24 protein-coding genes are annotated in these 24,205 nt (G+C 57.8%); 7 read left to right on the plus strand and 17 right to left on the minus strand.

What is annotated here, in order from left to right; all coding sequences use genetic code 11:
• The first annotated feature begins 5 nt into the window (after positions 1 to 5).
• Positions 6 to 212, plus strand: coding sequence for a DUF2909 family protein (locus ACLEIV_RS06640; protein ID WP_410455864.1), 207 nt, complete (start codon positions 6 to 8; stop codon positions 210 to 212).
• 16 nt (positions 213 to 228) lie between these two features.
• Here ACLEIV_RS06640 and ACLEIV_RS06645 read toward each other — a convergent pair whose 3' ends face one another.
• From ACLEIV_RS06645 to lexA, 5 genes are all read right to left on the minus strand, one after another.
• Positions 229 to 1,098 (minus strand): cytochrome c oxidase subunit 3, encoded by an 870-nt coding sequence (locus ACLEIV_RS06645; RefSeq protein WP_410455865.1) that lies wholly within the window; start codon positions 1,096 to 1,098, stop codon positions 229 to 231.
• A 16-nt stretch (positions 1,099 to 1,114) separates the two neighbouring features.
• Positions 1,115 to 1,645, minus strand: a complete 531-nt coding sequence (locus ACLEIV_RS06650; RefSeq protein WP_410455866.1) for a cytochrome c oxidase assembly protein — start codon at positions 1,643 to 1,645, stop codon at positions 1,115 to 1,117.
• On the minus strand, positions 1,632 to 3,251 hold the full coding sequence (ctaD, locus tag ACLEIV_RS06655; protein ID WP_410455867.1) for a cytochrome c oxidase subunit I: 1,620 nt from the start codon (positions 3,249 to 3,251) through the stop codon (positions 1,632 to 1,634). The genes ACLEIV_RS06650 and ctaD overlap by 14 nt, the downstream gene beginning before the upstream one ends.
• Positions 3,252 to 3,260: 9 nt before the next feature.
• Entirely contained in the window at positions 3,261 to 4,382 is a 1,122-nt protein-coding gene (coxB, locus tag ACLEIV_RS06660; RefSeq protein WP_410455868.1) for a cytochrome c oxidase subunit II, read from the minus strand.
• Positions 4,383 to 5,034: 652 nt separating this feature from the next.
• Entirely contained in the window at positions 5,035 to 5,646 is a 612-nt protein-coding gene (gene lexA, locus ACLEIV_RS06665) for a transcriptional repressor LexA (protein ID WP_410455869.1), read from the minus strand.
• Positions 5,647 to 5,794: 148 nt separating this feature from the next.
• On the opposite strand from lexA, the gene plsB reads away from it, so the two are divergent.
• Positions 5,795 to 8,155 carry a glycerol-3-phosphate 1-O-acyltransferase PlsB gene (plsB, locus tag ACLEIV_RS06670; protein WP_410455870.1) on the plus strand — a complete coding sequence of 787 codons (2,361 nt, stop codon included), beginning with the start codon at positions 5,795 to 5,797 and terminating at the stop codon, positions 8,153 to 8,155.
• 36 nt (positions 8,156 to 8,191) lie between these two features.
• Here the strand turns inward: plsB and ubiA are convergent, their stop codons facing one another.
• Entirely contained in the window at positions 8,192 to 9,058 is an 867-nt protein-coding gene (gene ubiA, locus ACLEIV_RS06675; protein WP_410455871.1) for a 4-hydroxybenzoate octaprenyltransferase, read from the minus strand.
• Positions 9,059 to 9,066: 8 nt separating this feature from the next.
• Positions 9,067 to 9,624: a chorismate--pyruvate lyase family protein gene (locus ACLEIV_RS06680; RefSeq protein WP_410455872.1), complete on the minus strand. Its 558-nt coding sequence runs from the start codon at positions 9,622 to 9,624 to the stop codon at positions 9,067 to 9,069.
• A gap of 126 nt (positions 9,625 to 9,750) precedes the next feature.
• On the opposite strand from ACLEIV_RS06680, the gene ACLEIV_RS06685 reads away from it, so the two are divergent.
• Positions 9,751 to 10,143, plus strand: a complete 393-nt coding sequence (locus ACLEIV_RS06685; protein WP_410455873.1) for a flagellar basal body-associated FliL family protein — start codon at positions 9,751 to 9,753, stop codon at positions 10,141 to 10,143.
• Positions 10,144 to 10,150: 7 nt separating this feature from the next.
• Here ACLEIV_RS06685 and glpG read toward each other — a convergent pair whose 3' ends face one another.
• The 10 genes from glpG to ACLEIV_RS06735 all read right to left on the minus strand — a co-directional run bounded on the left by glpG (position 10,151) and on the right by ACLEIV_RS06735 (position 19,767).
• Positions 10,151 to 10,984, minus strand: coding sequence for a rhomboid family intramembrane serine protease GlpG (gene glpG, locus ACLEIV_RS06690; protein WP_410455874.1), 834 nt, complete (start codon positions 10,982 to 10,984; stop codon positions 10,151 to 10,153).
• Positions 10,984 to 11,301: a thiosulfate sulfurtransferase GlpE gene (gene glpE / locus ACLEIV_RS06695; RefSeq protein WP_410455875.1), complete on the minus strand. Its 318-nt coding sequence runs from the start codon at positions 11,299 to 11,301 to the stop codon at positions 10,984 to 10,986. Before glpE ends, glpG begins: the two co-directional genes overlap by 1 nt.
• Positions 11,302 to 11,368: 67 nt before the next feature.
• Entirely contained in the window at positions 11,369 to 12,073 is a 705-nt protein-coding gene (locus ACLEIV_RS06700) for an ABC transporter ATP-binding protein (RefSeq protein WP_410455876.1), read from the minus strand.
• Between the two features lie 2 nt (positions 12,074 to 12,075).
• The gene (livG, locus tag ACLEIV_RS06705; RefSeq protein ID WP_410455877.1) at positions 12,076 to 12,840 is read right to left on the minus strand and encodes a high-affinity branched-chain amino acid ABC transporter ATP-binding protein LivG; all 765 of its coding nucleotides are present in this window, start codon (positions 12,838 to 12,840) and stop codon (positions 12,076 to 12,078) included.
• A complete protein-coding gene (locus tag ACLEIV_RS06710; protein WP_410455878.1) occupies positions 12,837 to 14,078 on the minus strand; it encodes a high-affinity branched-chain amino acid ABC transporter permease LivM in 1,242 nt (413 codons plus the stop codon). Before ACLEIV_RS06710 ends, livG begins: the two co-directional genes overlap by 4 nt.
• Positions 14,075 to 14,998 (minus strand): high-affinity branched-chain amino acid ABC transporter permease LivH, encoded by a 924-nt coding sequence (gene livH / locus ACLEIV_RS06715; RefSeq protein ID WP_410455879.1) that lies wholly within the window; start codon positions 14,996 to 14,998, stop codon positions 14,075 to 14,077. Before livH ends, ACLEIV_RS06710 begins: the two co-directional genes overlap by 4 nt.
• Before the next feature lie 162 nt (positions 14,999 to 15,160).
• A complete protein-coding gene (locus ACLEIV_RS06720) occupies positions 15,161 to 16,276 on the minus strand; it encodes a branched-chain amino acid ABC transporter substrate-binding protein (protein WP_410455880.1) in 1,116 nt (371 codons plus the stop codon).
• Between the two features lie 503 nt (positions 16,277 to 16,779).
• Entirely contained in the window at positions 16,780 to 17,805 is a 1,026-nt protein-coding gene (tdh, locus tag ACLEIV_RS06725) for an L-threonine 3-dehydrogenase (protein WP_410455881.1), read from the minus strand.
• Between the two features lie 13 nt (positions 17,806 to 17,818).
• Positions 17,819 to 19,009, minus strand: a complete 1,191-nt coding sequence (locus ACLEIV_RS06730) for a glycine C-acetyltransferase (RefSeq protein ID WP_410455882.1) — start codon at positions 19,007 to 19,009, stop codon at positions 17,819 to 17,821.
• A 95-nt stretch (positions 19,010 to 19,104) separates the two neighbouring features.
• Positions 19,105 to 19,767 (minus strand): TetR/AcrR family transcriptional regulator, encoded by a 663-nt coding sequence (locus ACLEIV_RS06735; RefSeq protein WP_410455883.1) that lies wholly within the window; start codon positions 19,765 to 19,767, stop codon positions 19,105 to 19,107.
• A gap of 143 nt (positions 19,768 to 19,910) precedes the next feature.
• Between ACLEIV_RS06735 and rfaD the strand changes: the two genes are divergently transcribed.
• From rfaD to ACLEIV_RS06755, 4 genes are all read left to right on the plus strand, one after another.
• On the plus strand, positions 19,911 to 20,864 hold the full coding sequence (gene rfaD, locus ACLEIV_RS06740) for an ADP-glyceromanno-heptose 6-epimerase (protein ID WP_410455884.1): 954 nt from the start codon (positions 19,911 to 19,913) through the stop codon (positions 20,862 to 20,864).
• A 25-nt stretch (positions 20,865 to 20,889) separates the two neighbouring features.
• Positions 20,890 to 22,656: a bifunctional glycosyltransferase family 4 protein/polysaccharide deacetylase gene (locus tag ACLEIV_RS06745; RefSeq protein WP_410455885.1), complete on the plus strand. Its 1,767-nt coding sequence runs from the start codon at positions 20,890 to 20,892 to the stop codon at positions 22,654 to 22,656.
• Between the two features lie 28 nt (positions 22,657 to 22,684).
• A complete protein-coding gene (locus tag ACLEIV_RS06750) occupies positions 22,685 to 23,296 on the plus strand; it encodes an acyltransferase (RefSeq protein ID WP_410455886.1) in 612 nt (203 codons plus the stop codon).
• An 89-nt stretch (positions 23,297 to 23,385) separates the two neighbouring features.
• On the plus strand, positions 23,386 to 24,180 hold the full coding sequence (locus ACLEIV_RS06755; RefSeq protein WP_410455887.1) for a glycosyltransferase family 32 protein: 795 nt from the start codon (positions 23,386 to 23,388) through the stop codon (positions 24,178 to 24,180).
• Positions 24,181 to 24,205: the final 25 nt, after the last annotated feature.

Here is a 24,205-nt window from a genome sequence, read left to right on the forward strand (position 1 = left end):
CGCTCATGCTGCTCAAACTACTGATTGTATTGCTGCTATTCTGTATGATCGGCAACCTGCTACTGGGCCTGAAGGCCATGCTCTCTCAGCGAGATCCTGTGCTGATGAGTCGCTACATAGGCCGCCGTCTGTTATTCGCCGTGATCATAGTGCTGCTGTTGATAGTGGCGCTGGCCGCCGGCCTGCTGGTGCCCAACGCCACCCCCACATAAGCCTCCATTGAATCCTCTATAGGATATAGACAAAGACAAACAGACAGAGCCAGACCACATCGACAAAGTGCCAGTACCAGCTGCTGGCCTGAAAGCCGAAATGCTGAGCCGGGGTAAAGTGCCCCTTGCGCACCCGCAACCACATGATGAACAGCATCAGGGTACCCAGGGTGACGTGGGCACCGTGAAAGCCGGTGAGCAGAAAGAAGGTATTGCCGTAGATACCCGAGTCCAGCCGTAACCCCAGCGCTTCGTAGGCATGCACATATTCCCATACCTGCAGCGTCAGAAAGGTCAGACCCAGCAACACGGTAAGGCCCAGCCATTGCTTGATACGCGACCGGCGCTCCTGCAACAGGGCCAGATGAGCCAGATGTGCGGTCACCGACGAGGTCAGCAGAATAACGGTGTTGATAAGCGGTAAACCAAACCAGCCCATGGCGGTGGTTTCGATGCCACCCGGCGTCTGCAGCAGGGGCCAGCTGGCACTGAAGTCGGGCCACAGCACGGCGTTGGTCATGGCGTTATTGCCGGCTCCGCCCAGCCAGGGCACGGCCAGGATGCGGGCGTAAAACAGGGCGCCGAAGAAAGCGCCGAAGAACATCACCTCGGAGAAGATGAACCAGCTCATACCCTGACGAAAGGATCTGTCCATCTGGTCACTGTAGAGCCCGGCGTGAGACTCGTTAATCACGTTGCCGAACCAGCCGAACAACATCACCGTCATCACCAGGGTGCCGGCGGAAAAGACCAGGGGGCCCGTGATGCCGGCGATGCCCGCGGCCCAGAGACCGGCGCCCGACGCCAGCAGAAACAACCCCAGGGCGCCCACTATCGGCCAGGGACTCTGGGCCGGTACATAATATTGCTGAGTCTTGACCGCCATGTTTGCCTCCTTGAGCTCAGCTGCGCGTGGCAAGCTGCTCGCTGATGTCGTACAGGGTGTAGGACAGGGTGAATACTTCTATGTCCGTCGGCAGTGCCTGATCCACATAGAAGCGCATCGGCATCACCGCCTCGTCCCCTGCCGCTATGGGTTGTTCCTGAAAACAGAAGCATTCTGTCTTGCGCAGGTAGCCTGCCGCCAGCCCCGGTGATACCGAGGGAATGGCCCTCAGCACCCGGGCATCGGCCCCGGGATTGTTGACGGTGAAGTCCACCTGATGCATCTCGCCCGGTCGCACCTGCAAGCGGCGCACCGAGGGAGTGAAGTCTCCCCGCAACCCACTGCTCTGATAGGTGACGAACTCCACCGTGACCAGCCGCTGTTCGTCTACCATCCGGGATTCGGCTACCGCACTGGTGGCGGTTTTTCCGTTCAGCCCCGTGATATCGCAGAAGACGTCATACAGCGGCACCAGTGCAAAGCCGAACCCGAACATGGCCACCGCCAACAGGCCGAGTCGGATCGCTATCCTGTTACCGTGAGCCATTGCCTTCTACCTCCGGAGGCCTGCTGAAGGTGTGGTAGGGCGCCGGCGACGGCACCGTCCATTCCAGCCCGTGCGCTCCTTCCCAAGGACTGGCCGGGGCCTTTTCTCCACCGCGGATACACTTGATCAGCACGACAACGAAGATAAGTTGAGACAGACCGAAGGCAAAGCCGCCGATGCTGACCAGAGCGTTGATGTCGGCAAACTGCAGCGAATAGTCGGGAATACGGCGGGGCATACCGCCCAATCCCAGAAAGTGCATGGGGAAGAACAGCACGTTGACAGAAATCACCGAACACCAGAAGTGCCACTTGGCCAGCCGCTCATTGAACATGTAACCGGTCCACTTGGGCAGCCAGTAGTACACCGCCGCCAGCACCGAGAAGATGGCGCCGGTCACCAGCACATAGTGGAAATGAGCCACCACGAAATAGGTGTCGTGATACTGAAAGTCGGCCGGGGTAATGGCCAGCATCAGGCCGCTGAAACCGCCGATGCTGAACAGCACGATAAAGGCAATGGCGAACAGCATGGGCACTTCGAAGCTGAGCGACCCTCGCCACATGGTAGCCACCCAGTTGAACACCTTGACCCCGGTCGGCACCGAAATCAGCATGGTGCAGTACATGAAGAACAGCTCGGCCGCCACCGGCATGCCCACGGTAAACATGTGATGCGCCCACACCAGAAAGCTCAGGCCTGCAATAGAGGCGGTGGCATACACCATGGAGGCATAACCGAACAAGGGCTTGCGGCTGAAGGTGGGGATGATGGCAGAGATAATGCCGAAACTCGGCAGTATCATGATGTACACCTCGGGATGCCCGAAAAACCAGAAGATATGCTGAAACATCACGGGATCACCGCCACCGGCGGCCTCGAAGAAGCTGGTGCCGAAGTACTTGTCGGTCAGTACCATGGTCACAGCTCCCGCCAGCACCGGCATCACCGCGATCAGCAGAAAGGCGGTGATCAGCCAGGTCCAGCAGAACAGCGGCAGCTTCATCCAGGTCATGCCCGGCGCCCGCAGATTCCAGATGGTAACGATGACGTTGATGGCTCCCATGATGGAGCTGATACCCATGATATGAATGGCGAACACAAACAGGGCGGTACTGTCCGGTGAATAGGTGGTAGACAAGGGCGCATAGAAGGTCCAGCCGAAGTTGGGGCCGCCCCCGGGCATGAACAGCGACGACAGCATCAACACGAAGGCGAAGGGCAGTATCCAGAAGCTCCAGTTGTTCATGCGCGGCAAGGCCATGTCCGGCGCCCCTATCATCATGGGTATCATCCAGTTGGCGAGACCGACAAAGGACGGCATCACGGCGCCGAAGATCATCACCAGACCGTGCATTGTGGTCATCTGGTTGAAAAAGTTCGGTTCCACCAGCTGTAAGCCCGGCTGAAACAGCTCGGCCCGGATCACCATGGCCATGCCGCCACCAATAAAGAACATGGTCAGGCTGAACAGCAGGTACATGGTCCCGATGTCTTTATGGTTGGTGGTAAACAGCCAGCGGCTGAAGCCTTTGGCCGGTCCATGATGCGCCTCTTCGTGGTTCATATGCTCATCGGCGGTGTCTGTTACGTTTAGCTGTGTCATCCCTGCCCCCTATTGTCCCTGCCTGGCCTGATTGATATCGCCGGGCTGCACCAGCTCACCGGTGTTGTTACCCCAGGCATTGCGTTCATAGGTGATCACCGCGGCCAGTTCTTTCAGCGCCAGCTGCTTGTCGAAACTCTGCATGGCGGTGCCGGCCTTGCCGTACAGCACGACATTGATGTGGCCGGCCTTGTCGTTGAGAACAAGCTCGCTGCCCTTGAGTGCCGGAAAGGCGCCGGGTATTCCTTCGCCACTGACCTGGTGACAGGCGGCACAGCTGCGCTGATAAACCTGCTCACCCAACCGCATCAGCTCGTCCATGGTCATTTCCATCGCCACCAGTTCCTGCTCCGCGGCCTTGGCCTCGGCCTGGCTGGCCCGGGCCTGGGCCAGCCAGCCGTCGAACTCCTCGGGAGAACGGGCATCCACCACTATCGGCATGAAACCATGGTCCTTGCCACACAGCTCGGCACACTGGCCTCGATACAGGCCCGGCTCGTTGATGCGGGTCCAGGCCTCGTTGATAAAGCCGGGAATGGCGTCTTTTTTCACCGCGAACGCCGGCACCCACCAGGAGTGGATAACGTCATCGGAAGTGATCAAAAAACGGATTTTGCGGTCGGTAGGCAGCACCAGCGGCTGGTCGACTTCGAGCAGATAGTTCTTCCCCTTGGCCACCCGACCCTCTATTTGCTGGGGCAAGGTGGCCAGCAGGCTGTAGAACTCGACCCCCTCGTCGAAGTAACGATAATGCCACTTCCACTGGGAACCGGTGACCTGCACCGTGATATCGGATTGAGAGGCGTCTTCCATCGCCACCAGGGTGCGGGTAGCAGGAACGGCCATGGCAATCAGAATGACGAAGGGGATCAGGGTCCAGAGGATCTCGACCCTGGTGCTTTCATGAAATTGCGCCGCCCGGGCACCTTTGGATTTTCGATGATGGATAATGGCCCAGAACATGACCCCGAACACCAGCAGACCGATAATGGCGCAGATGATCAGTATCGTCATATGCAGGCCATATACCTTCTGGCTGATATCGGTGACCCCTTCGGTCATATTCAAACGGGCTTGAGCCCGCACCGGCAGGGTTGTCAGCAAGGACAACAGCAGAATAATCGGCTTCACACGCACCCCCAAAAGTTTCTTCCTGTATTTTTGGTGTACTCATATAACGAGTCAGTGCCTGTCGGGCTACCACATCCCTCGGCCCGGCACTCACTAAGTAAAGCACTGATAATGAAAAAGTAAAAAATTGAAGTAAAAAAGGAAGTTATACCAATCCCAGTAATGATCTGGTCATATTGAGGCCCCCAGACCAGAGGCAACACAGCCGCCTCCCTCGACACGCCATAAACCCATCCGTGGGAGCTCGGAAATGCCGTCCCTGGCATTTCACGGTCGTGGGAGCCGTTCTCTGTTGCCTCTTCTGGAACTCCGAGTTGCCTGCAGAGGGCGCGCCGGAACATCAAGGAGGGCAAAGGGATCTGCTCCACCGACCATCACATGACAGGGACGTCATGTGCTGAGCCTCACAAGGAGGTGCTTGAGCGAGTCGGTGGAGCGGGCCCTTTGTCCGGGATTGGCATGACAGTCAAACAGATCGAGTGTTTAATGTTACTGGTATTAGGGCTTAGCGAAGGAATAGGAGTCGCCCGTTAGCGCTGCTTAAGGGCAACTCGATGTTCAAGAAGAGGGAGCATACATTCGAGACGGAAAACCAGAAAGGAAGCGGGGCAGATGAACCACCCCGGAGTGCGCTGTTCAGATCAGAGGAAAATCAGAAGTCGGCGTTGCGGATCACGCCGACGGCGAGGCCTTCGATAATCAGCTCCTGACTGCGCAGATCCACCTCTATCGGAGAAAGCTCCTCATTTTCGGGCAACAGGCTGACCTTGCTGCCCTGGCGCTGAAAACGCTTGACCGTCACTTCATCGTCCAGCCGGGCGACGACCACTTGGCCGTTGCGGACTTCCTGGGTCTTGTGTACCGCCAGCAGATCACCATCCATGATGCCGATGTCTTTCATGCTCATCCCCTTTACCCGCAGCAGAAAATCGGCCGAAGGGTGAAACAGGGACGGATCCAGCTTGTAGTGGCTCTCGATATGCTGCTGGGCCAGTATGGGCTCACCGGCGGCGACCCGCCCGATCAGCGGCAGCCCCAGCGCCTCTTCTTCCTCTTCGGTCAGGCGAATACCACGAGAGGTACCGGGCATCATGGTGATGACGCCTTTCTTGGCCAGTGCCTTGAGATGCTCTTCGGCGGCATTGGCAGATTTAAAACCCAGAGTCCGGGCAATCTCGGCACGGGTCGGCGGCATCCCGGTCTGCTGAATATGCTCTTTGATGATCTCCAGTACCTGAGACTGGCGAGGCGTAAGGGCTTTCATAATGGACCTGTTTTTTTATACAGTTAACTGTCAGTATATCCAGTAAATCCGCCAGAGCAAGTACAAAATCCGGGGCGGCTCGCCTCAAGACATCGGAGGTCCGATCTGATAATCTTTGCGGCCGCATTGATCTTGGAATTCCTGCTTTATGATGTTCGGGTCCCCTTTCGGTCGACGCCTGTTTCGGCCGCTGATCGCCACCCTGGTCAACCACAAGAGTTTGCCTGCCGATCCGGTGGCGGAACTGGCCATCGATCCGGCCAGACCGGTAGTCTATATACTGAAAACCGCCTCGATCTCCGATCTGCTGACCCTGGAGCTCAGCACCGAACGGCTGGGCCTACCCGGCCCCTTCGAACCGCTGCGACTGAACGGCAATGAGCTACCGCGATTTATCTGCCTGGACAAGCCGGACACCCTCGGTGACCGCCCCCGCAGCGTCACTCCTTACCTGGAGGAGTTCAACCAGTTGCTGCTTACCCAGCGGCGGCAACAGACGCCTATTCAACTGGTGCCGGTTACCCTGTTTTGGGGCCGGGCACCGGGCCGGGAAGGAGACACATCCTCCTCGCTCAGCATAGTGCAGAGCCGATCCCCCAATGCCCTGCACAAGGCCTTGATCGTGCTGCTGAAAGGCCGGGAAAACCGGGTTCGTTTCAGCGCCCCCTTGCTGCTGTCACAACTGCTGGAACGCTCCACTGCCGACCCCCGACTGGCTCACAAGCTGGCGCGTATCGCCCGCATCCATTTCAGCCGACAAAGGCTGGCGGCCACGGGCCCCAGGTTGCCCAACCGGGAGCTGCTGTTGAAGCAACTGCTGCAAACGCCGGCATTGCAGCAGGCCATTATCGATCACAGCCACGAGCAGCAGCAAAGCGAAGAGTCATCGCGCCGCAAGGCGCAGGACTACATGAATGAAATCGCCTCCAACTTTTCCTATCCGCTGATCCGCTTCGGCGATCGGCTGCTGGGCTGGCTCTGGCACAAACTGTATCGTGGCCTCTCGGTCACCGGTGCCGAGAGGGTACGACAGCTGGCGCAGGAAGGTCACGAGCTGGTATACCTGCCCTGTCACCGCAGCCATATGGACTATCTGCTGCTGTCCTACGTTATTTATCATCAGGGCATGGTGCCGCCCCATATCGCCGCCGGCATCAACCTGAATTTCTTCCCCGCCGGACCGCTGTTTCGCCGGGGTGGCGCCTTCTTCATTCGTCGTACCTTCAAAGACAACAAGCTGTACGCCACCGTATTCCGGGAATATCTCAAGCTGCTGTTTCGTCGCGGCTATGCGGTGGAGTATTTCGCCGAAGGTGGCCGCTCCCGATCCGGCCGCCTGCTGCCGGCCAAACCCGGCATGCTGTCCATGACACTCGGCGCCGCCATGGAGAACGGCGATCGTCCCATCACCCTGATCCCGGTCTACCTGGGCTATGAGCATGTAGTGGAGGTCAGCACCTACCATAAGGAATTACAGGGCAGCGGCAAGCAGCAGGAAAGTGTCTGGCAGGTACTGGGCATACTGCACAAATTACGCAATTTCGGCCGGGGCTTCGTCAACTTCGGCGAACCCTTGCCGCTGGCCGAGTGGCTAGCCCGACAAGCCACCGGCCATGCCCGCGATCTGGTTTCCCCTCTCGCCCGCGAGGTGATGACCCGAATCAATGCCGCCGCCGCGGTTAACGGCCTGACCCTGAGCGCCACCGCCCTGCTGGCCTCGGATCGGCAGGCGCTCACCCGCCGGCAGCTGCAACGACAGGTACAGCTTTATCTGGACTACCTGCGCAGCTGTCGTTACAGCGATGATGTGGTCATACCGGAGCAAGACGGCGAACAATTACTGGAACAGGCATTGGAGCTCGACAAGTTCAAGCGGGAAAGCAACCGACTGGGCGAGATCATCCACCTCGACCGACGGCAATCGGTACTGCTCAGCTATTATCGCAACAACATCTTGCACCTGTTCGCCCTGCCGGCGCTGCTGTCCACCCTGATAGAACGGCACGAAGGTATGGTCACCACAGAATTACTGCGCCGCTTGCAGCGTTTGTATCCCTTGCTCAGGGCCGAGCTGTTTCTCAACGTCACACCGTCACAGCTGCCGGCGCAGCTGGAGCTTCAACTGAAAACTCTGGAGGGCCTGGGGCTCGTCGAATTTCGCCAGGCGGGCTGGTGGGTCGTCCCCCGGCAGCAAATGCAGTTACTGCTGCTGGCCCGGATTATCCGGCCTTCGCTGCAACGCTATGGGGTGGTGGTGTCATGTCTGGCATCCGATGCTGGTGCGCAGCAGCTGGAGGACGACAGTCGACTGCTGGCCGAACATCTGGCCATGCTGCACGGCATGCAGGCGCCGGAGCTGTTCGACAAGACTCTGTTCAGGATGCTGACCGACGCGCTGGAAGAAGAAGGTTATTTGTGTCAGGGGCTCCCCCGACAGAAAGAGCTGGCACAGTTGCGGGACGTACTCTATCCGCTGCTGCCCAGTGCCGTGCGGCGCGACCTGCGGTGATCGTATTGTGGCGACTTGGCCGTCCCGGCATCAGACTTACAGCAGCGTCAATACCACACCGGCGAACACCAGCATGCCCACATGGTTGTTGTTGAGGAAGGCGCCGAAACAGGCCATACGCTCCCGGTCGCGGATCAGTCGCTGCTGGTATACAAACAGGCCCGCCGCCGCCAGCAGACTCCAGTAGAAGAGCGGCCCAAGGCCGAACGCCTGACCGGCCGCCACCAGCAACGTCAGGGTCAGCAGTTGCAGTAGGCCGACTATCAGCTTGTCGCGGCGACCAAACAGGATGGCGGTCGACTTGACCCCGATGCGCAGATCGTCGTCACGGTCCACCATGGCATACATGGTGTCGTAGGCGATGGTCCAGGTCAGATTGGCGGCGAACAGCAACCAGAGTCCCGGCGGCAGGCTGTCGCTCTGGGCGGCGAAGGCCATGGGAATAGCCCAGGAAAAAGCGATGCCCAGAAACAGCTGCGGCAGGTTGGTATAGCGCTTCATGAAAGGATAAAGCGCCGCCCAGCCCAGACCCGCCACCGCCAACAAAATGGTCAGGGCGTTGGTGGTCAGCACCAGCACGAAGGATATTCCCACCAGCAACGCGAAAAAGCCCAGTGCCTGACGTTCGGTCAGCTCACCGCTCGGCAGCGGTCGGCCCTGGGTACGCTTGACGTGACCGTCGATATGGCGATCCGCATAATCGTTGATCACACAACCGGCCGAACGCATCGAAAAGACTCCGGCCACAAACACCAGCAGCAGCCAGAATGAGGGCCGGCCATCGCCGGCAATCCAGAGCGCCCACAGGGTAGGCCACAGCAGTAACAGGGTGCCGATGGGCTTGTCGAGTCGGGCCAGCGCCATATAGGCGCGCCAGCGTGGTCGGGTTGCAGTCGTCGTCATGGTTCTCTCTATTCTCGGTATGCCTGGGCCGCAGGCAAAAACAATTCGGTGACCAGCACCCCTGCCTGGCCGGTGGCCAGCAGAGAACGGCGGGCCCAGAGCGAAGGTCCATTTGCCAGCTGATCAAGGTGTTGCGTCATCCCCTGCATCCGGGACAACTGCCGCCATTGTGCCTCCGTCAGACAAGCAAACTCGAAGTCGCTGCGCAACAATTGGGGGTCTTCAAACAGCAATTCGCCCAGGGCTCGCTGGCCCAGCCCACCCAGGGCCGGAATCGCATGCAGGCTCGAGGGAGAATACAGGGAACTGGCATAGACCCGGGGCTGTTCGTCGCAAAGCAGCAAGACCTCGCGGCAAAAGGCACGGTCGGCGCCAATCCATGCGGCCTGGGTCGGGGTAAGGGTTATTTCGGCTGTGGTGCTCTGTAACTGAACCCGGAACTGCCGGCAATGACGGCGCAGCCGTTCGGTCAGAGAGCCGGTATCCTGTAGCCAGTTGCACAGCGGCATCCGGGACCGCGGTAATTCCGGCCCCCAGTGCCAGTCATGATCGGCGGTGTTAGTCACTGGCACTTCCTGAAATGGCAAAACACATACTTGAATCGCTGCTTTATCCTGAAAAATACATATTCGCTTGACCGGCCACCGCTTTGTTTAAACAATGCTCTTATTATTCAGACAGAAAGGCTTACGATGTTCCGCTTGATCGCTCTTTGTATCCTGTTGACCGCCGGCCAGCTTCGGGCTCAGGAGACGGCTCCCGAGGGGCCCTTATACTACACCATGACGCCGGACATTATTACCAACTACCAGAATTCGGGGCAGACCCTGGGTTATATCCGGGTATCCGTCGATATCATGCTGGAAAGTGCCGATCAGATGCCGCTGGTGGAGCAGCATATGCCGCTGCTACGCGATGCCATCAATGACCTATTGGCAGAACAGAATCAGCAGGAAATCCGCTCGCTGCAGGTACGCAACGAACTGACCGACGAAGGACAGCGGCGGCTCAACGATTTACTGTTGAAGGAAACCGGCGAGACGCCTGTCCATCGCCTGCTGTTTACCAAGTTCCTGTATCAGTAAACGGATGTCAGGACGCCCGACGCCCACGATCGAACCAGGCCTGTAACAGGCCGATAAGCCCACCGCCCAGATGCGCCAGGTTGGCCACCGGCCCCAGCACGCCAGCAAAGCCCAACACCAGCCAGACTACCATGAACACCGCCATGCCGTCCGGCAAGCCTATGCCCCGGGCCGGATTGAGCCGGCCGGACAACCAGACGTAGGACAGCAGGGCATACACCACCCCGGACAGGCCACCGAAACGGGGGCCGCTGGCCCAGAACTGCATCAGATTGGGTAGCACCGCCGCCACCAGCAGCAACAGCAACAGCTTGCCGTGCCCCAGCCGCCGCTCCACCATGCCGCCCAGATACCACCACCAGAACAGGTTGAACACCAGGTGCATCAGGGAGAAATGCAGCAGCGCCGGGGTGAAGGCACGCCAGAACTCCGCGCCCAGCAGTGACTCCCAGCTGGGAGGAAACGCCAGTAACCCGAACATCGGCAAACCCAGCCAGCTCAGGCCATAAATGGCCAGGCAGGCGAGCAGTACCAGCATGTTGACCGGTCCGGTCCGGTGCAACAGATCCCGGGCCAGCCCGGGCCGGCCCGAATCTGTGCTGAAATGCACATGGGTGTCGCCCTGGCGCCAGGCCGCATCCTGATAGCGGGGGTGCAACGGCTCGGCAATGAAGCGTTTCACTTCCTGCTGGGCCTGCTGAAAGCGGGACTCGTTCACCAGCCAGATGCTGACATTGTTGTCATCATCCAGGGTCAGCTCGCACTTGAGGCCCATATCGGCCAGGTAATCCACGAACGACTGAGCCCGGCGCGGATCATCCAGCACCAGCAGCAACTTCATCAGGCCGTGACCACCGCCTGGGTGCGGCGCCAGGCTTCAAAGCCGCCATCCAGGCTATAGACTTCCTCGAAGCCCTGATTGATCAGGTACTGGGCCGCACCCTGACTGCTGACGCCGTGGTAGCACATCACCACAACCGGAGTCTCGTAGTCGACTTCGTTGGTAAAGGACACCAGGGTATCGTTGGTCAGGTGAAAGGCGCCTGCGGCATGGGCCTGGGCGAAAGACTGGGGATCGCGAATATCAACCAGTCGGGCATGGCCTTCGGCCAGCAGGGTATCGGCCTCGGCCACCGAAATATGGGCAAACTGCTCCATGAGTTACTCCTAGCGTGAATTTAGGGCAGTTTACCCAATCTCGGCGGCCTTGGCATCAAGGCTGATCCTAGCCGCCGAGATAGGCCTGCCTGACCTGTTCGTTGACCAGCAGGGCGGCACCGGTATCGGCCAGCACCACGCGGCCGTTTTCCAGCACATAGCCCCGGTCCGCCAGCTTGAGCGCCTGGTTGGCGTTCTGCTCCACCAGAAAGACCGTCATGCCCTTCTCGTCCCGCAGCCGGGCTATGGTCTCGAAAATCCGGGCGATGATGATGGGCGCCAGCCCGAGCGAGGGTTCGTCCAGCAACAACAACCGCGGCTTGCTCATCAGCGCCCGGCCGATGGCCAGCATCTGCTGCTCGCCGCCGGACATGGTGCCGGCCCGCTGATTCATGCGCTCCTTGAGCCGGGGGAACATCTGGTATACCTCCGCCAGCAGCGCCGCGTGCTCGCGCCTGTCGACGAAGAAGGCGCCCATGTGCAGGTTTTCTTCCACCGTCAGCCGGGCAAAGATGCGCCTCCCCTCGGGTACGATGGCGATGTCCTGGCGCATGATGGCGGCGGTATCCAGACCGCCCAGATCCTGCCCTTCGAACAGCACCCGCCCCCGAGTGGGCCTGGGCTCGCCGCAGATGGTCATCATCAGGGTGGTCTTGCCGGCACCGTTGGCCCCGATCAGGGTGACGATTTCACCCTGTTTTATTTCGACGGTCACATCTTCCAGCGCCTGTATCTTGCCATAGCCGGCACAGACATTATCGACATGCAGCATGCTCAGGTCTCTCCCAGGTAGGCTTTGATCACATCGGGGTTGTTGCGCACCTGCTCCGGGGTGCCTTCGGCCAGCGGCCGTCCCTGATTGACCACATAGATATAGTCGGAGATGCCCATCACCAGCTTCATGTCGTGCTCAATCAGCAGGATGCTGACCCCTTCGTTATCACGCAAATCACAAATCAATCGATCCAGCTCGCGGGTCTCGTTCGGGTTGAGACCCGCCGCCGGCTCGTCCAGCATCAGCAGTTGCGGTCGCGCCGCCATGCAACGGGCAATTTCCAGCCGCCGCTGCTGGCCATAGGCCAGGTTGTCGGCGGTGCGGTTGGCAAACTCGGTCAGATTCACCTTTTCCAGCCAGTAATGAGCCCGCGCCAACCCGTCCCGTTCGGAGCGGCGAAAGGCCGGAGTCTTCAACAGGCCGGACAAAAAACCGGTATTCAGATGAAAGTGCTGGGCCACCAGCAGGTTTTCCAGCACCGTCATTTCCTTGAACAGCCGCACGTGCTGAAAGGTACGCACCATGCCACGTCTTGCAATTTTATGGCCCGGCAGCCCTTGTATGGCCCGGCCCTTGAAATTGACGGTGCCGCCGCTTGGCCGATAGAAACCGGACAGGCAGTTGAATACCGTGGTTTTTCCGGCACCGTTGGGACCGATCACCGAGACGATTTGCCGCTCATCCATACTGAGTGCAACCTTGTCGACGGCGACCAGGCCACCGAAGCGCATGGTCAGATCGGATACGTTTAACAGGGCCGTCATGATTTCAGCTCCATCTGGGGTCTGTGCATCGGCAGCAGCCCCTGAGGCCGCCAGATCATCATCAATACCATCAGCAGGCCGAACAGCAGCATGCGGTACTCGTTAAACTCCCGGGTCAGCTCCGGCAATATGGTCATGACGATGGCCGCCAGCACCACGCCAATCTGCGAGCCCATGCCGCCCAGCACCACTATGGCCAGGATGATGGCCGACTCGATAAACACGAATGACTCGGGGCTGATGAACCCCTGACGGGCGGCGAAGAAGCTGCCCGCAAAGCCGGCGAAGGCGGCCCCTATGGTAAAGGCGCTGAGCTTGATAAGCGTCGGGTTGAGACCCAGCGAGCGACAGGCGATTTCATCCTCGCGCAACGCCTCCCAGGCCCGGCCCAGCGGCATGCGCAGCAGACGGTTGATGATGAAGATGGTGAATATCACCAGCAAGAGCGCCAGCAGGTAGAGAAAAATGACCTTGTGGCCCGAGTTGTAGGCAATATCGAAAAATTGATGAAAGGTATTCTCGCCCCGCCGCTCGAACTCCAGCCCGAACAGGGTGGGTTTGGGAATGCCGGCGATGCCGTTGGGGCCACCGGTGAGCTCGGTCATGTTGTTGAGCAGAATACGGATGATCTCGCCGAAACCCAGGGTCACGATGGCCAGATAGTCACCGCGCAGCCGCAGCACCGGAAAGCCGAGCAGGAAACCGAACAACGCCGCCATGCCGCCGGAGATCAGCAGACAGGTCCAGAAGTCGAATCCCAGATAGGCATTGAGCAGGGCATAGCTGTAGGCACCCACCGCATAAAAAGCGACGTAACCCAGATCCAGCAGCCCGGCCAGGCCCACCACCACGTTCAGCCCCAGCCCCAGCATCACGTAAATCAGGGTCAGGGTGGCCAGATCCACGGCGCCACGGGAACCCATGAAGGGCCAGATCAGCAGGCCGGCCAGCACCAGCACGGTGACGATGCGATACAGCCAGGGCCGCTCTTCCGGCGCCGGCAGGACGAAACCGCTTTTGCGATCCGACAGATATTGAAAGGGCTTGCGCAGCTGGTGCTGAAACAACTGGGCGGCAAACACCAGGCCCGTGCCCAGCGCCAGCCACTCCCAGGCCTCGCCCATACGGTTGGAAACGATCAATCGGGTGCTGGCGGTTTCGAGCCGAAAACCGAGCAGCCAGCCGGCCAGCAGCAGAAACAGGGCCGCGGCAATCAGTGCAGGTTTTAACTTGCTCATACCTTCTCTACCTCCGGTTTACCCAGAATGCCGGTCGGCATGAACAGCAGCACCGCGATCAGCAGCCCGAAGGACACCACATCCTTGTATTCGGTGCTGAAGTAGGCACCGGTCATGGCTTCGGTCACCCCCAGCAAGAGACCGCCGATCACGGCCCCGGGAATGCTGCCGATACCACCCAGTACCGCGGCGGTAAAGGCCTTGAGCCCGGCCATGAAGCCGATATAGGGGTTGATGACCCCGTAATAGGAGCCAAGCAAGACGCCGGCCACCGCCGCCAGGGCCGCGCCGATAACGAAAGTCAGGGCGATCACCGTGTTGCTGTTGATGCCGAGTAGGTTGGCCATTTTCAAATCTTCGGCACAGGCCCGGCAGGCCCGTCCCATGCGGGAGCGGGAGATAAACAGCGACAGCAGTGTCATGGCCACGAAGGTCACGATGAAGATGATCAACTGCATGTAAGACAATGAAGCCTGAAAGCCGCCGTCACCGAAGCTCCAGCCGCCGGGGATCAGGCTGGGCATGGCAATATCACGCGAGCCCTGGGACAGGCGCATCATGTTCTGTAGAAAAATCGACATGCCGATGGCGGAGATCAGCGCGATCAGCCGTTTGCTGCCGCGCAGCGGCCGGTAGGCGACCCGTTCGATGGAGTAGCCGTAAACGCTGGTCAGGGTGATGCTCACCAGAAAGGCGGCGGTCAGCAGCAGCCAGGTGCTGTCGATGCCAATCATCATCAGACCTGTCATCACCATGAAGGCGGCATAGGCGCCGATCATGTACACCTCGCCGTGGGCGAAGTTGATCATGCCGATGATGCCGTAAACCATGGTGTAGCCGATGGCGATCAGCGCATAGGTACTGCCGATGGTCAGGCCATTGAGCAGCTGCTGGATAAAATAAAGAGTGGGCTCAGACATACAACCTTTCCTTGTCGTAGCACTGTGGATCCCTGAACAACGGCTGTTGATACCGACACTCGGTGCTGATATCGAATCATCCGAAACTGTCGTTCATGGTGATATCAAAACGGGGCCGTAAGGCCCCGGGTTACGGCTGGCGGAGTCTGTCCCGCTCGCGCGTTACATCTGAGAAGAAGAGCCGTCCTTGTGCCATTCGAACACGCCGAACTCGAAGCCCAGCAAATCGCCTTTTTCATCCCAGCTCAGCGGACCCATGACGGTGTCCACCGGCTCGGCGCGCAGGGCCTTCGCCACCGCTTCCGGATCGGTACCGGCGCGCTTGATACCCTCGGCAATGGCTTCCACCGCCGCATAGGTGGTCCAGACGAAGGGACCGGACGGATCTTCGCCTTTGGCCTGAATGGCCTGCACCACGGGGGCGTTGGCCGGATCCAGATCGTATTTCTTGGGCAGGGTCACCAGCAGGCCTTCCGAGGCGTCACCGGCGATGGAGGTAATGTCCTTGTGGCCCACGCCCTCGGGGCCCATGAAGCGAGCCTTGAAGCCTTTTTCGGCCGATTGGCGCAAGATCAGCCCCAGCTCCGGGTGATAACCGCCGTAGTAGACGAAGTCGACCTTGTCGCGCTGCAGCTTGGCAATCAGCGTCGAGAAGTCCTTGTCGCCAGAAGTCACCCCTTCATAGGCCACCACCTCGACCCCGGCGTCTTTCAGTGCATCACGCACGCTGGACGCCAGGCCTTCACCGTATTGTTTCTTGTCGTGGATCACCGCGATGCGCTCGGGCTTGATCTGCTCGAGAATGTAACGGGCAGCGGTGGGGCCCTGATCGCTGTCGAGACCTATGGTACGCATCACGAATTCCAGATCCCGTTCGGTAATAACCGGGTTGGTGGACGCCGGGGTAATCATCAGAATGCCTTCGTCGTCATACACATCCGAGGCCGGCAGCGTGCTGTCGGAGCACAGGTGGCCCACCACAAACTGTATGCCATCGTTGACCACCCGGTTAGCCACCGCCACCGCCTGCTTGGGATCGCAGGCGTCGTCATATTCCACTGCTTCCAGGGTGTAGTCACCCAGGGTGCCGGATTTGTTGAGCATTTCGACCGCCATGCGGCCACCGGTAAACTGCATGTCACCATATTGGGCCACGGCCCCGGTCACCGGGCCGGCAATGGCCACCTTGACGGTTTCCGCCGAGGCAGCAAACGCAGCTCCATAACCCAGGGCCGCCGAGACGGCCGCCACCACCGCTTTCTTGTTCCATGTGATCATCAAGATTTCCTCTGTCCGTTGAGTTCTTGCGCCGAAAATACTACGGCCTGCTCTTTTTCTAACCCGAGTGTGCCGGTTTCACAAGCGAAAAAGTGCTTCGCATGGCACCAGTTATAACCTAAATCCGGAGATTGTGAAGCAGGGCGCGGATCGTCTCACATTACGCCCGAGTTAACGGTTGGCTATCAAACCAGCAACGCCAGTGCGTAGAAGAGGACAAAGGGATCTGCTCCACCGACCATCACATGACAGGGATGTCATGTGCTGAGCGCCAGCATGGATGTGCTCGAGCGGGTCGGCGGAGCGGGCCCTTTGTCCGGAGTTGAGATCACAGTCAAAAAGATCGATTTTTTAAGCCGATGTGTGAACGTACAACCAACCCCGGGCAAATTATCGAAGACCAGGGTACAGGCTGGCATGAAGGATTAAGGGGGGGGGAGAATCTCGGGAAAGGAATATCGGGGATGAACGCCTGCATGGCCCCCATCCCCGTAGTGTAATGTTTAGGTCCAGTCGAGGATGACTTTACCGGACTGGCCGGAACGCATGGTGTCGAAGCCCTGCTGGAAATCGTCGACCTTGAAGTGGTGGGTGATGATGGGGCTCAGATCCAGACCCGACTGGATCAGACTGGCCATCTTGTACCAGGTTTCGAACATCTCCCGGCCGTAGATGCCCTTGAGCACCAGGCCCTTGAAAATCACCTTGGTCCAGTCGATGGCCATATCGGACGGAGGAATGCCCAGCATGGCGATTTTGCCGCCGTGGTTCATCTTGTCCAGCATGTCGCCGAACGCCATCGGCACCCCGGACATTTCCAGACCCACGTCGAAGCCTTCGGTCATGCCCAGCTCGGCCATCACGGCATCCAGCTTGTCGGTGGCCACGTTAACCGCCCGGGTCACACCCATCTTGCGTGCCAGCTCCAGCCGGTATTCGTTGACGTCGGTGATCACCACATGACGGGCACCTACATGGCGGGCCACGGCCGCCGCCATGATGCCGATGGGGCCGGCACCGGTGATCAGCACATCTTCACCCACCAGATCGAACGACAGCGCCGTGTGGACCGCATTGCCGAAGGGGTCGAAGATGGATGCCAGATCGTCGGATACCTCGTCGGGCAGCTTGAAGGCGTTGAAGGCCGGGATCACCAGATACTCGGCGAAAGCTCCTGCACGATTAACACCCACACCGACGGTGTTGCGGCACAGGTGGGTGCGTCCGGCCCGGCAGTTGCGGCAGTGGCCACAGGTGATATGACCTTCGCCGGACACCCGGTCGCCCACCGCAAAGCCGCGGACTTCCTGGCCCAGGGCCACCACTTCGCCCACGTATTCGTGACCGACCACCATGGGCACCGGTATGGTGTTCCGGGACCATTCGTCCCAGTTGTAGATATGAATATCGGTGCCGCAGATGGCCGTCTTGCGGATCTTGATCAGCAGATCGTTGTGCCCCAGTTCGGGCTCGGGCACTTGTGTCATCCAGATGCCGGGTTCTGCCTTCAGTTTTGCCAATGCTCTCATGATCATGCTCTCCTTAAACGATACCCAGCTCGCGGCCGACCTCGATAAAGGCGCCGATGGCCTTGTCCAGCTGTTCGCGGCTGTGGGCCGCCGACATCTGGGTACGAATGCGGGCCTGACCCTTGGGCACCACCGGGAAGGAGAAGCCGATAACATAGATGCCCCGCTCCAGCAGCTTGTCGGACATCTGGGCCGCCAGGGCGGCATCACCCAGCATCACCGGAATAATGGCGTGATCCTGCCCCGCCAGGGTAAAGCCGGCGGCACTCATCTGCTCGCGAAAATAGGCGCTGTTTTCCCGCACCTTGTTGCGCAGGCTGTCGCCGTTCTTCAGCATGTCCAGCACCTTGATGGAAGCCGCCACTATGGCCGGCGCCACCGAATTGGAGAACAGGTACGGCCGTGAACGCTGGCGCAACCAGTCGATCACTTCCTTCTTGCCCGAGGTATAACCGCCGGAGGCACCGCCCAGCGCCTTGCCCAGGGTACCGGTGACGATGTCGATCCGGTCCATCACGTCACAGAATTCCGGGGTACCGCGCCCCTGCTCGCCGACGAAACCGACCGCATGGGAGTCGTCCACCATTACCATGGCATTGTATTTGTCCGCCAGATCGCAGATGGCCTTGAGATTGGCGATGACGCCATCCATCGAGAAGACGCCGTCGGTGGCAATCAGCTTGAAGCGGACGCCGTCGGCGTCCGCCTGCTGCAAACGGGCTTCCAGCTCGGCCATGTCGTTATTGGCGTAACGGTAACGTTTGGCCTTGCACAGGCGCACGCCGTCGATGATGGAGGCGTGGTTGAGGGCATCGGAGATGATGGCATCATCCGGCCCCAACAGAGTTTCGAACAGGCCAGCGTTGGCATCGAAGCAGGAGGTATAAAGAATGGTGTCATCCATGCCCAGAAAAGCGGACAGGTCGGCTTCCAGCTGCTTGTGCAGATCCTGGGTACCGCAGATGAAACGCACCGAAGCCATGCCGAAGCCGTGGCTGTCCAGCCCCTGCTTGGCCGCCTCGACCAGCTCGGGATGATTGGCCAGGCCCAGATAGTTGTTGGCGCAGAAGTTGATCACCTCCCGCTGTCCCACCTCGATGGCGGCACTCTGTGCCGAGGTGATCACCCGCTCTTGCTTGTAGAGTCCCTCTGCTTTGGTTTGTGCTAACTGTTCGGATAAATAAGCATAAAATGCCGATGACATAGTGAACTCCCGCTATCAATCTGGCTATCTGGGTTTAATGCAGACCATTTTACTACCTAGACACTCAAGCCTCATAACATATTCCAAACTTTATCCTATTTGTGAAATGGATCACCAGGGACGGAACCCAGAACCTGATAATGCGCCATGAGAGTTGCCAACTCTAGTCCTTTATCCGGATGAAAATAGGGTTTGAGCAACAATAATACCCGGGCTACCCCCTGATACAGCACCGCCTGACTGATATGCGGAGTCAGCGACTGAGCCGACTGGTAGCTGATCCAAAACGACACCAGCATCCGCAGCACCTCGGTCAGAGGCTCGATTTCCTCATCGGGAATGGCCAGCACCTTCTGACTGGTCATCTCGCGCAGCAGGGCCTGCAGGTTCACCGTCAGCTCTTGCTGTACCGCCAGATACTGCAGATGCAATTCTTGATCCCGATGCAGAATATCGTTGAGGTTGGCGTAGAAGAAACGGAACTCCCACATCACATAGAAAATGGCGTCCAGATAGTGAAACCACACCGCCGGGCTAGCGTTGGCCGCCCCGGTAGTCGGCGTGAAACTTTTGCGTAAATGGTCGCTATACTGCAGGAAAATACGGTGAATAATGTCGTTTTTGTTGCGAAAATGATAATAAAGATTACCCGGACTGATCCCCAGGTGCGCGGCGATATGGTTGGTGGTTACATTCGACTCTCCCTGCTCGTTAAACAACAGCAGGGCGGCGGTGACAATACGATCCTTGGTCTTCATCCTGTTAACCAGATGCTCAATATCATCACTGAATAGTAACACAGGCCGACGGGTTAGTTTTCTGCCGCGCAAGCATGGTAAACTTCGACTTTATTTTACTTCGTTCAGCCGGACAGGTTCCGGCCAGCAAGAGGCAAAAAGCGATGATCATTGTGACTGGCGGCGCCGGCTTTATCGGCAGTAATCTGGTAAAAACCCTCAACGACCAGGGGCGCACCGATGTAGTGGTCGTCGACGACCTTACCGATGGTACCAAGTTCGTTAACCTGGTCGATCTGACCATCGCCGATTACCTGGACAAGGACGAGTTTATCCACCGCATCGTCTCCGGCGACGAGTTCGAGGAATGGGGTGGCATCGAAGTCATCTTCCATGAAGGCGCCTGCTCGGCCACCACCGAGTGGGACGGTAAGTTCATGATGGAGAACAACTACGAGTACTCCAAGGATCTGTTGCACTATTGCGTGGAACGGGACATTCCCTTTATCTATGCCTCTTCTGCCGCCACCTATGGCGGACGCAACGACAACTTCATCGAAGAGCCGCAGTACGAGCAGCCGCTCAACGTCTACGGCTACTCCAAGCAGCTGTTCGACCAGTACGTGCGCCGACTGATGCCCGAGATCAACTCCCAGGTGGTGGGGCTCAAGTATTTCAACGTCTACGGCCCGCGCGAGCAGCATAAGGGCGGTATGTCCAGCGTGGCCTTCCACCTCAACACCCAGTTGCACAAGGGCGAAAACCCCAAGCTGTTCGAAGGCTGCGACGGTTTCCCCGACGGCGGTCAGATGCGCGATTTCATCTATATCAGCGATGTCTGCCAGGTGAACCTGTGGTTCTGGCAGAACCCGGAAGTGTCCGGCATCTACAACTGTGGCACCGGTCGGGCCGAACCTTTCCAGAATGTGGCCGAGGCGGTGATCAAGCACCACGGCAAGGGCCAGATAGAATATATCCCCTTCCCCGAACAGCTCAAAGGCCGCTATCAGAGCTTTACCCAGGCGGATCTCACCAAGCTCCGCGCCGCCGGTTACCCCCACGACTTCAAGACCGTGGCCGAAGGCGTGAGCGAATACATGGCGTGGCTGAACAAATAACCGGCGGCCCGAAACGGAAGATTCCATGAATATATTGATGGCGCTGTCCCAGCTGGAAGTAACCGGGGCAGAAGTCTATGCCACTACCCTGGGTGACGAGCTCAGTCGGCGCGGACACTCGGTGTTTTACGTCTCCGATACTCTGACCAAACCGCACCAGGGCGAGTATTTCAAGCTGCGCTTCAACAAGCGCAGCGTACCGCGCCGGTTCTGGCATGTGGGCTACCTGATCTACCTGATCAAGAAACATCGCATCCAGCTGGTACACGCCCACAGCCGAGCCTCCAGCTGGAGCTGTCATGTGGCCTGCAAGCTGACCGGCACTCCCATGATCACCACTGTGCATGGCCGCCAGCCGGTGCATGCCTCACGCAAGAAGTTCCATGCCCTCGGCGACCGGGCTCTGGCGGTGTGCGAAGCGGTACGAGATCAGCTCATCAGCAGCCTGGGGGTAATGCCCCAACTGATTGCCATCGGCCGTAACGGCATCGATACCAGTCAGTATCGACCCGTACCGGCACCGACAAACGACAAGCCGGTGATCAGCATCATAGGTCGGCTCAGCGGCCCCAAGGGCGAGCTGTGCTACCGGCTGTTGGAGCAATGCCTGGATCTGGAAAAATACCGGGTGCAGGTCGCCTCGGGCACACAGATCCCGGAACAGTTCGAGCGTTTCAAGGACAAGGTAAACTTTCTGGGCTATGTGCAGGATGTTCCAGGCCTGATGGCGAACTCGGATCTGGTGCTCGGTGCCGGCAGAGTGGCCATGGAGTCCATCCTGATGGGGCGCCCTGTGTTTGCCGTGGGCGAAGCGCAGGCACCTGGTCTGGTCACTGCCGACAACCTGGATGCGGCCATGGCGAGCAACTTCGGCGATATAGGGCCAAAGGATCTGGATATCGACTTCGCCGCCCTGCCCACCCGGATTGCCGATGCTCTCAATACCGACGACGACACTGCCGGTCTGGCTACGCGGGTAAAGGCGAGCTACGACCTGAAAGCCGTAGCCGACGAGCTGGAGCAACATTATCAGAGCGTTTACGTGCACCGGCTTCGCCGGGAAGTGCCCATCATCATGTATCACCGCTTCATCAGGAGTGACGGCGAAAAAGGCGTACATGGCACCTACATGCACGTCAATATGCTGGAAAAGCACTTCAAACTGCTCAAGCGACTGGGCTTTGAAACCCTCACCTTCGCCGATCTGGCCGAACAGGGTATGGCCAGCCGCCTCGCGCCGGGCAAGAAGTACATCATCATCACCGTCGACGATGGCTATAGAGACAACTATGAACTACTGTTTCCTCTGCTGAAAAAGTACGGCTTCAAGGCGGTAATCTACATGGTCACCGGTGAGCAGTTCAACCGCTGGGATGTGGAAAACCCGGACCATCCGGAAAAGCGGGTAGAGCTGATGAGCCCTGACCAGATCAGGGAAATGGCCGATTCCGGCCTGGTGGAGTTTGGTGGTCACACCCTGACCCACCCCCACCTGAACACCCTGGATAAAGACAGCCAGCGCCACGAAATTGCCGAGAACAAGGCACAACTGGAACAATTGCTGGGTCAGAAGCTGGTCTCGTTCTCCTACCCCTTCGGCAGCCATAATCAGGACAGCAAGACGTTAGCTCAACAGCTGGACTATCCCTTCGCGGTAGCCACCGACAGCGGCCCCCTGGCCATGCACGAAGATCCCTACCAGATCCGCCGCATCGCCATCTTCCCCCGCACCGACGTATTCGGCCTGTGGCGCAAGATCCGGGGGAATTATGTGTTCAGGAAAAATAAATAGCCTCTAGCCGAGTCACTGGGATATTTTCATGCTTAGCACGCTGATATTAAGACTACTGAATATCATAAAGAAAAAAGGCGGCAATATCTCTGCAAGCCCCGACTCTTATCTGATATGGAACAAGATAAAATTATCCGGCAGGGGAAACCAGCTTATTGTTCTTGGCAATGGTAAGTTCCGACGCTGCGTTATCAGTATCAGGGGAGAAAACAACACCATAGAAATTGAAGACGGTGCCAATATCAGCTTCAGTACCTTAGAGATAGTGGGTAACAACTGTCTCATTCAAATAGGAAAAAAAACCGATATAGGTGGCGCCTACCTTTCCGCCAAGGGCGAGGGTACCCGACTCACCATAGGTGAGCACTGCATGTTTTCTCGTAACATCAATGTCATGACCTATGATGGCCACCCCATTTACGATGTCGACACCAGAGAAATATTGAATCATCCTCGGGATATCCACATCGGAAATAATGTATGGGTCGCTGCCAACGCCTCAATACTCAAGGGAGTCACCGTCAGCGATGGCAGTATTATCGCTTTTGGTGCTGTCGTCACCAAAAATGTCGAAGAAAAAACCATTGTTGCAGGCACTCCGGCGAGAGTAATAAAAAGCAATATTAGCTGGGAGCATTAACGATGATGAATGTCCTGATAGACATTAATATACTATTACCTATATCTCATCCTTGATGAGTGGCATATTGCTTAACCACAGGATTTATCATGAAAAAACTTCCAATTCTTGTTGCCAACCGCTCTATTCGATTAGTGGGTAACATTTTCAAGTTGATTGCTTATCCCTTCCATTTTTTATTACCAAATTTACGTTTCACGATTCCTGAATACTCTTCGGCAAAATTAAAACTCTCCAATCGCAGTGTGATTCCACGTACTATCTGGCAAACAAATTTCACCAACAAGTGTACCTTGCCGGTGTACATGAACTACCTTTTTAATCGCTTAATGTCTCTAAACTGTGACTACCGCTATGTCAGCACCGAAGCTCGTGGTGAATATCTACAAAAAAACGCACAGAAAGAAGTCTATGCTGCCTATATGAGACTCACTAATGGTGCGGCGCAAGCAGACCTATGGCGTTTAGTCGTATTAAACCTTGAAGGTGGTGTTTATATGGATATAGATGCCACCTTGGTCTGGCCTTTGGACAAACTGATAGGTGAAGAAAATAAAGCCATCTATATCAAAATAGATAATAACACTCGACTTACCAACTATTTCATTGCCTCTGCACCGAATAATCAGGATCTCCAGAAAGCAATTGAAAATGTACTATATAACATTGAACATTATGATCCGTCCATGGGAGTCTACCATTCAACCGGACCGAGTGTGTTAGACACACTACTGACAGATAGGAACGACATCCATACGGAAGATCGTAAATATGTTTGTATCCAGGGCAGCTTTACCAATGAGCACTTCCAGTACCTGGATCGCCCACGTTCAAAATGGACTCACATTAATCCAGCAGACCTGGTTAAAAACAAGGAAGAATAATCGGGACGTCGCACTTAAATTATAG

The sequence above is a fragment of the Oceanisphaera submarina genome (assembly GCF_046521305.1).
Taxonomy (GTDB): Bacteria; Pseudomonadota; Gammaproteobacteria; order Enterobacterales; family Aeromonadaceae; genus Oceanimonas; species Oceanimonas submarina.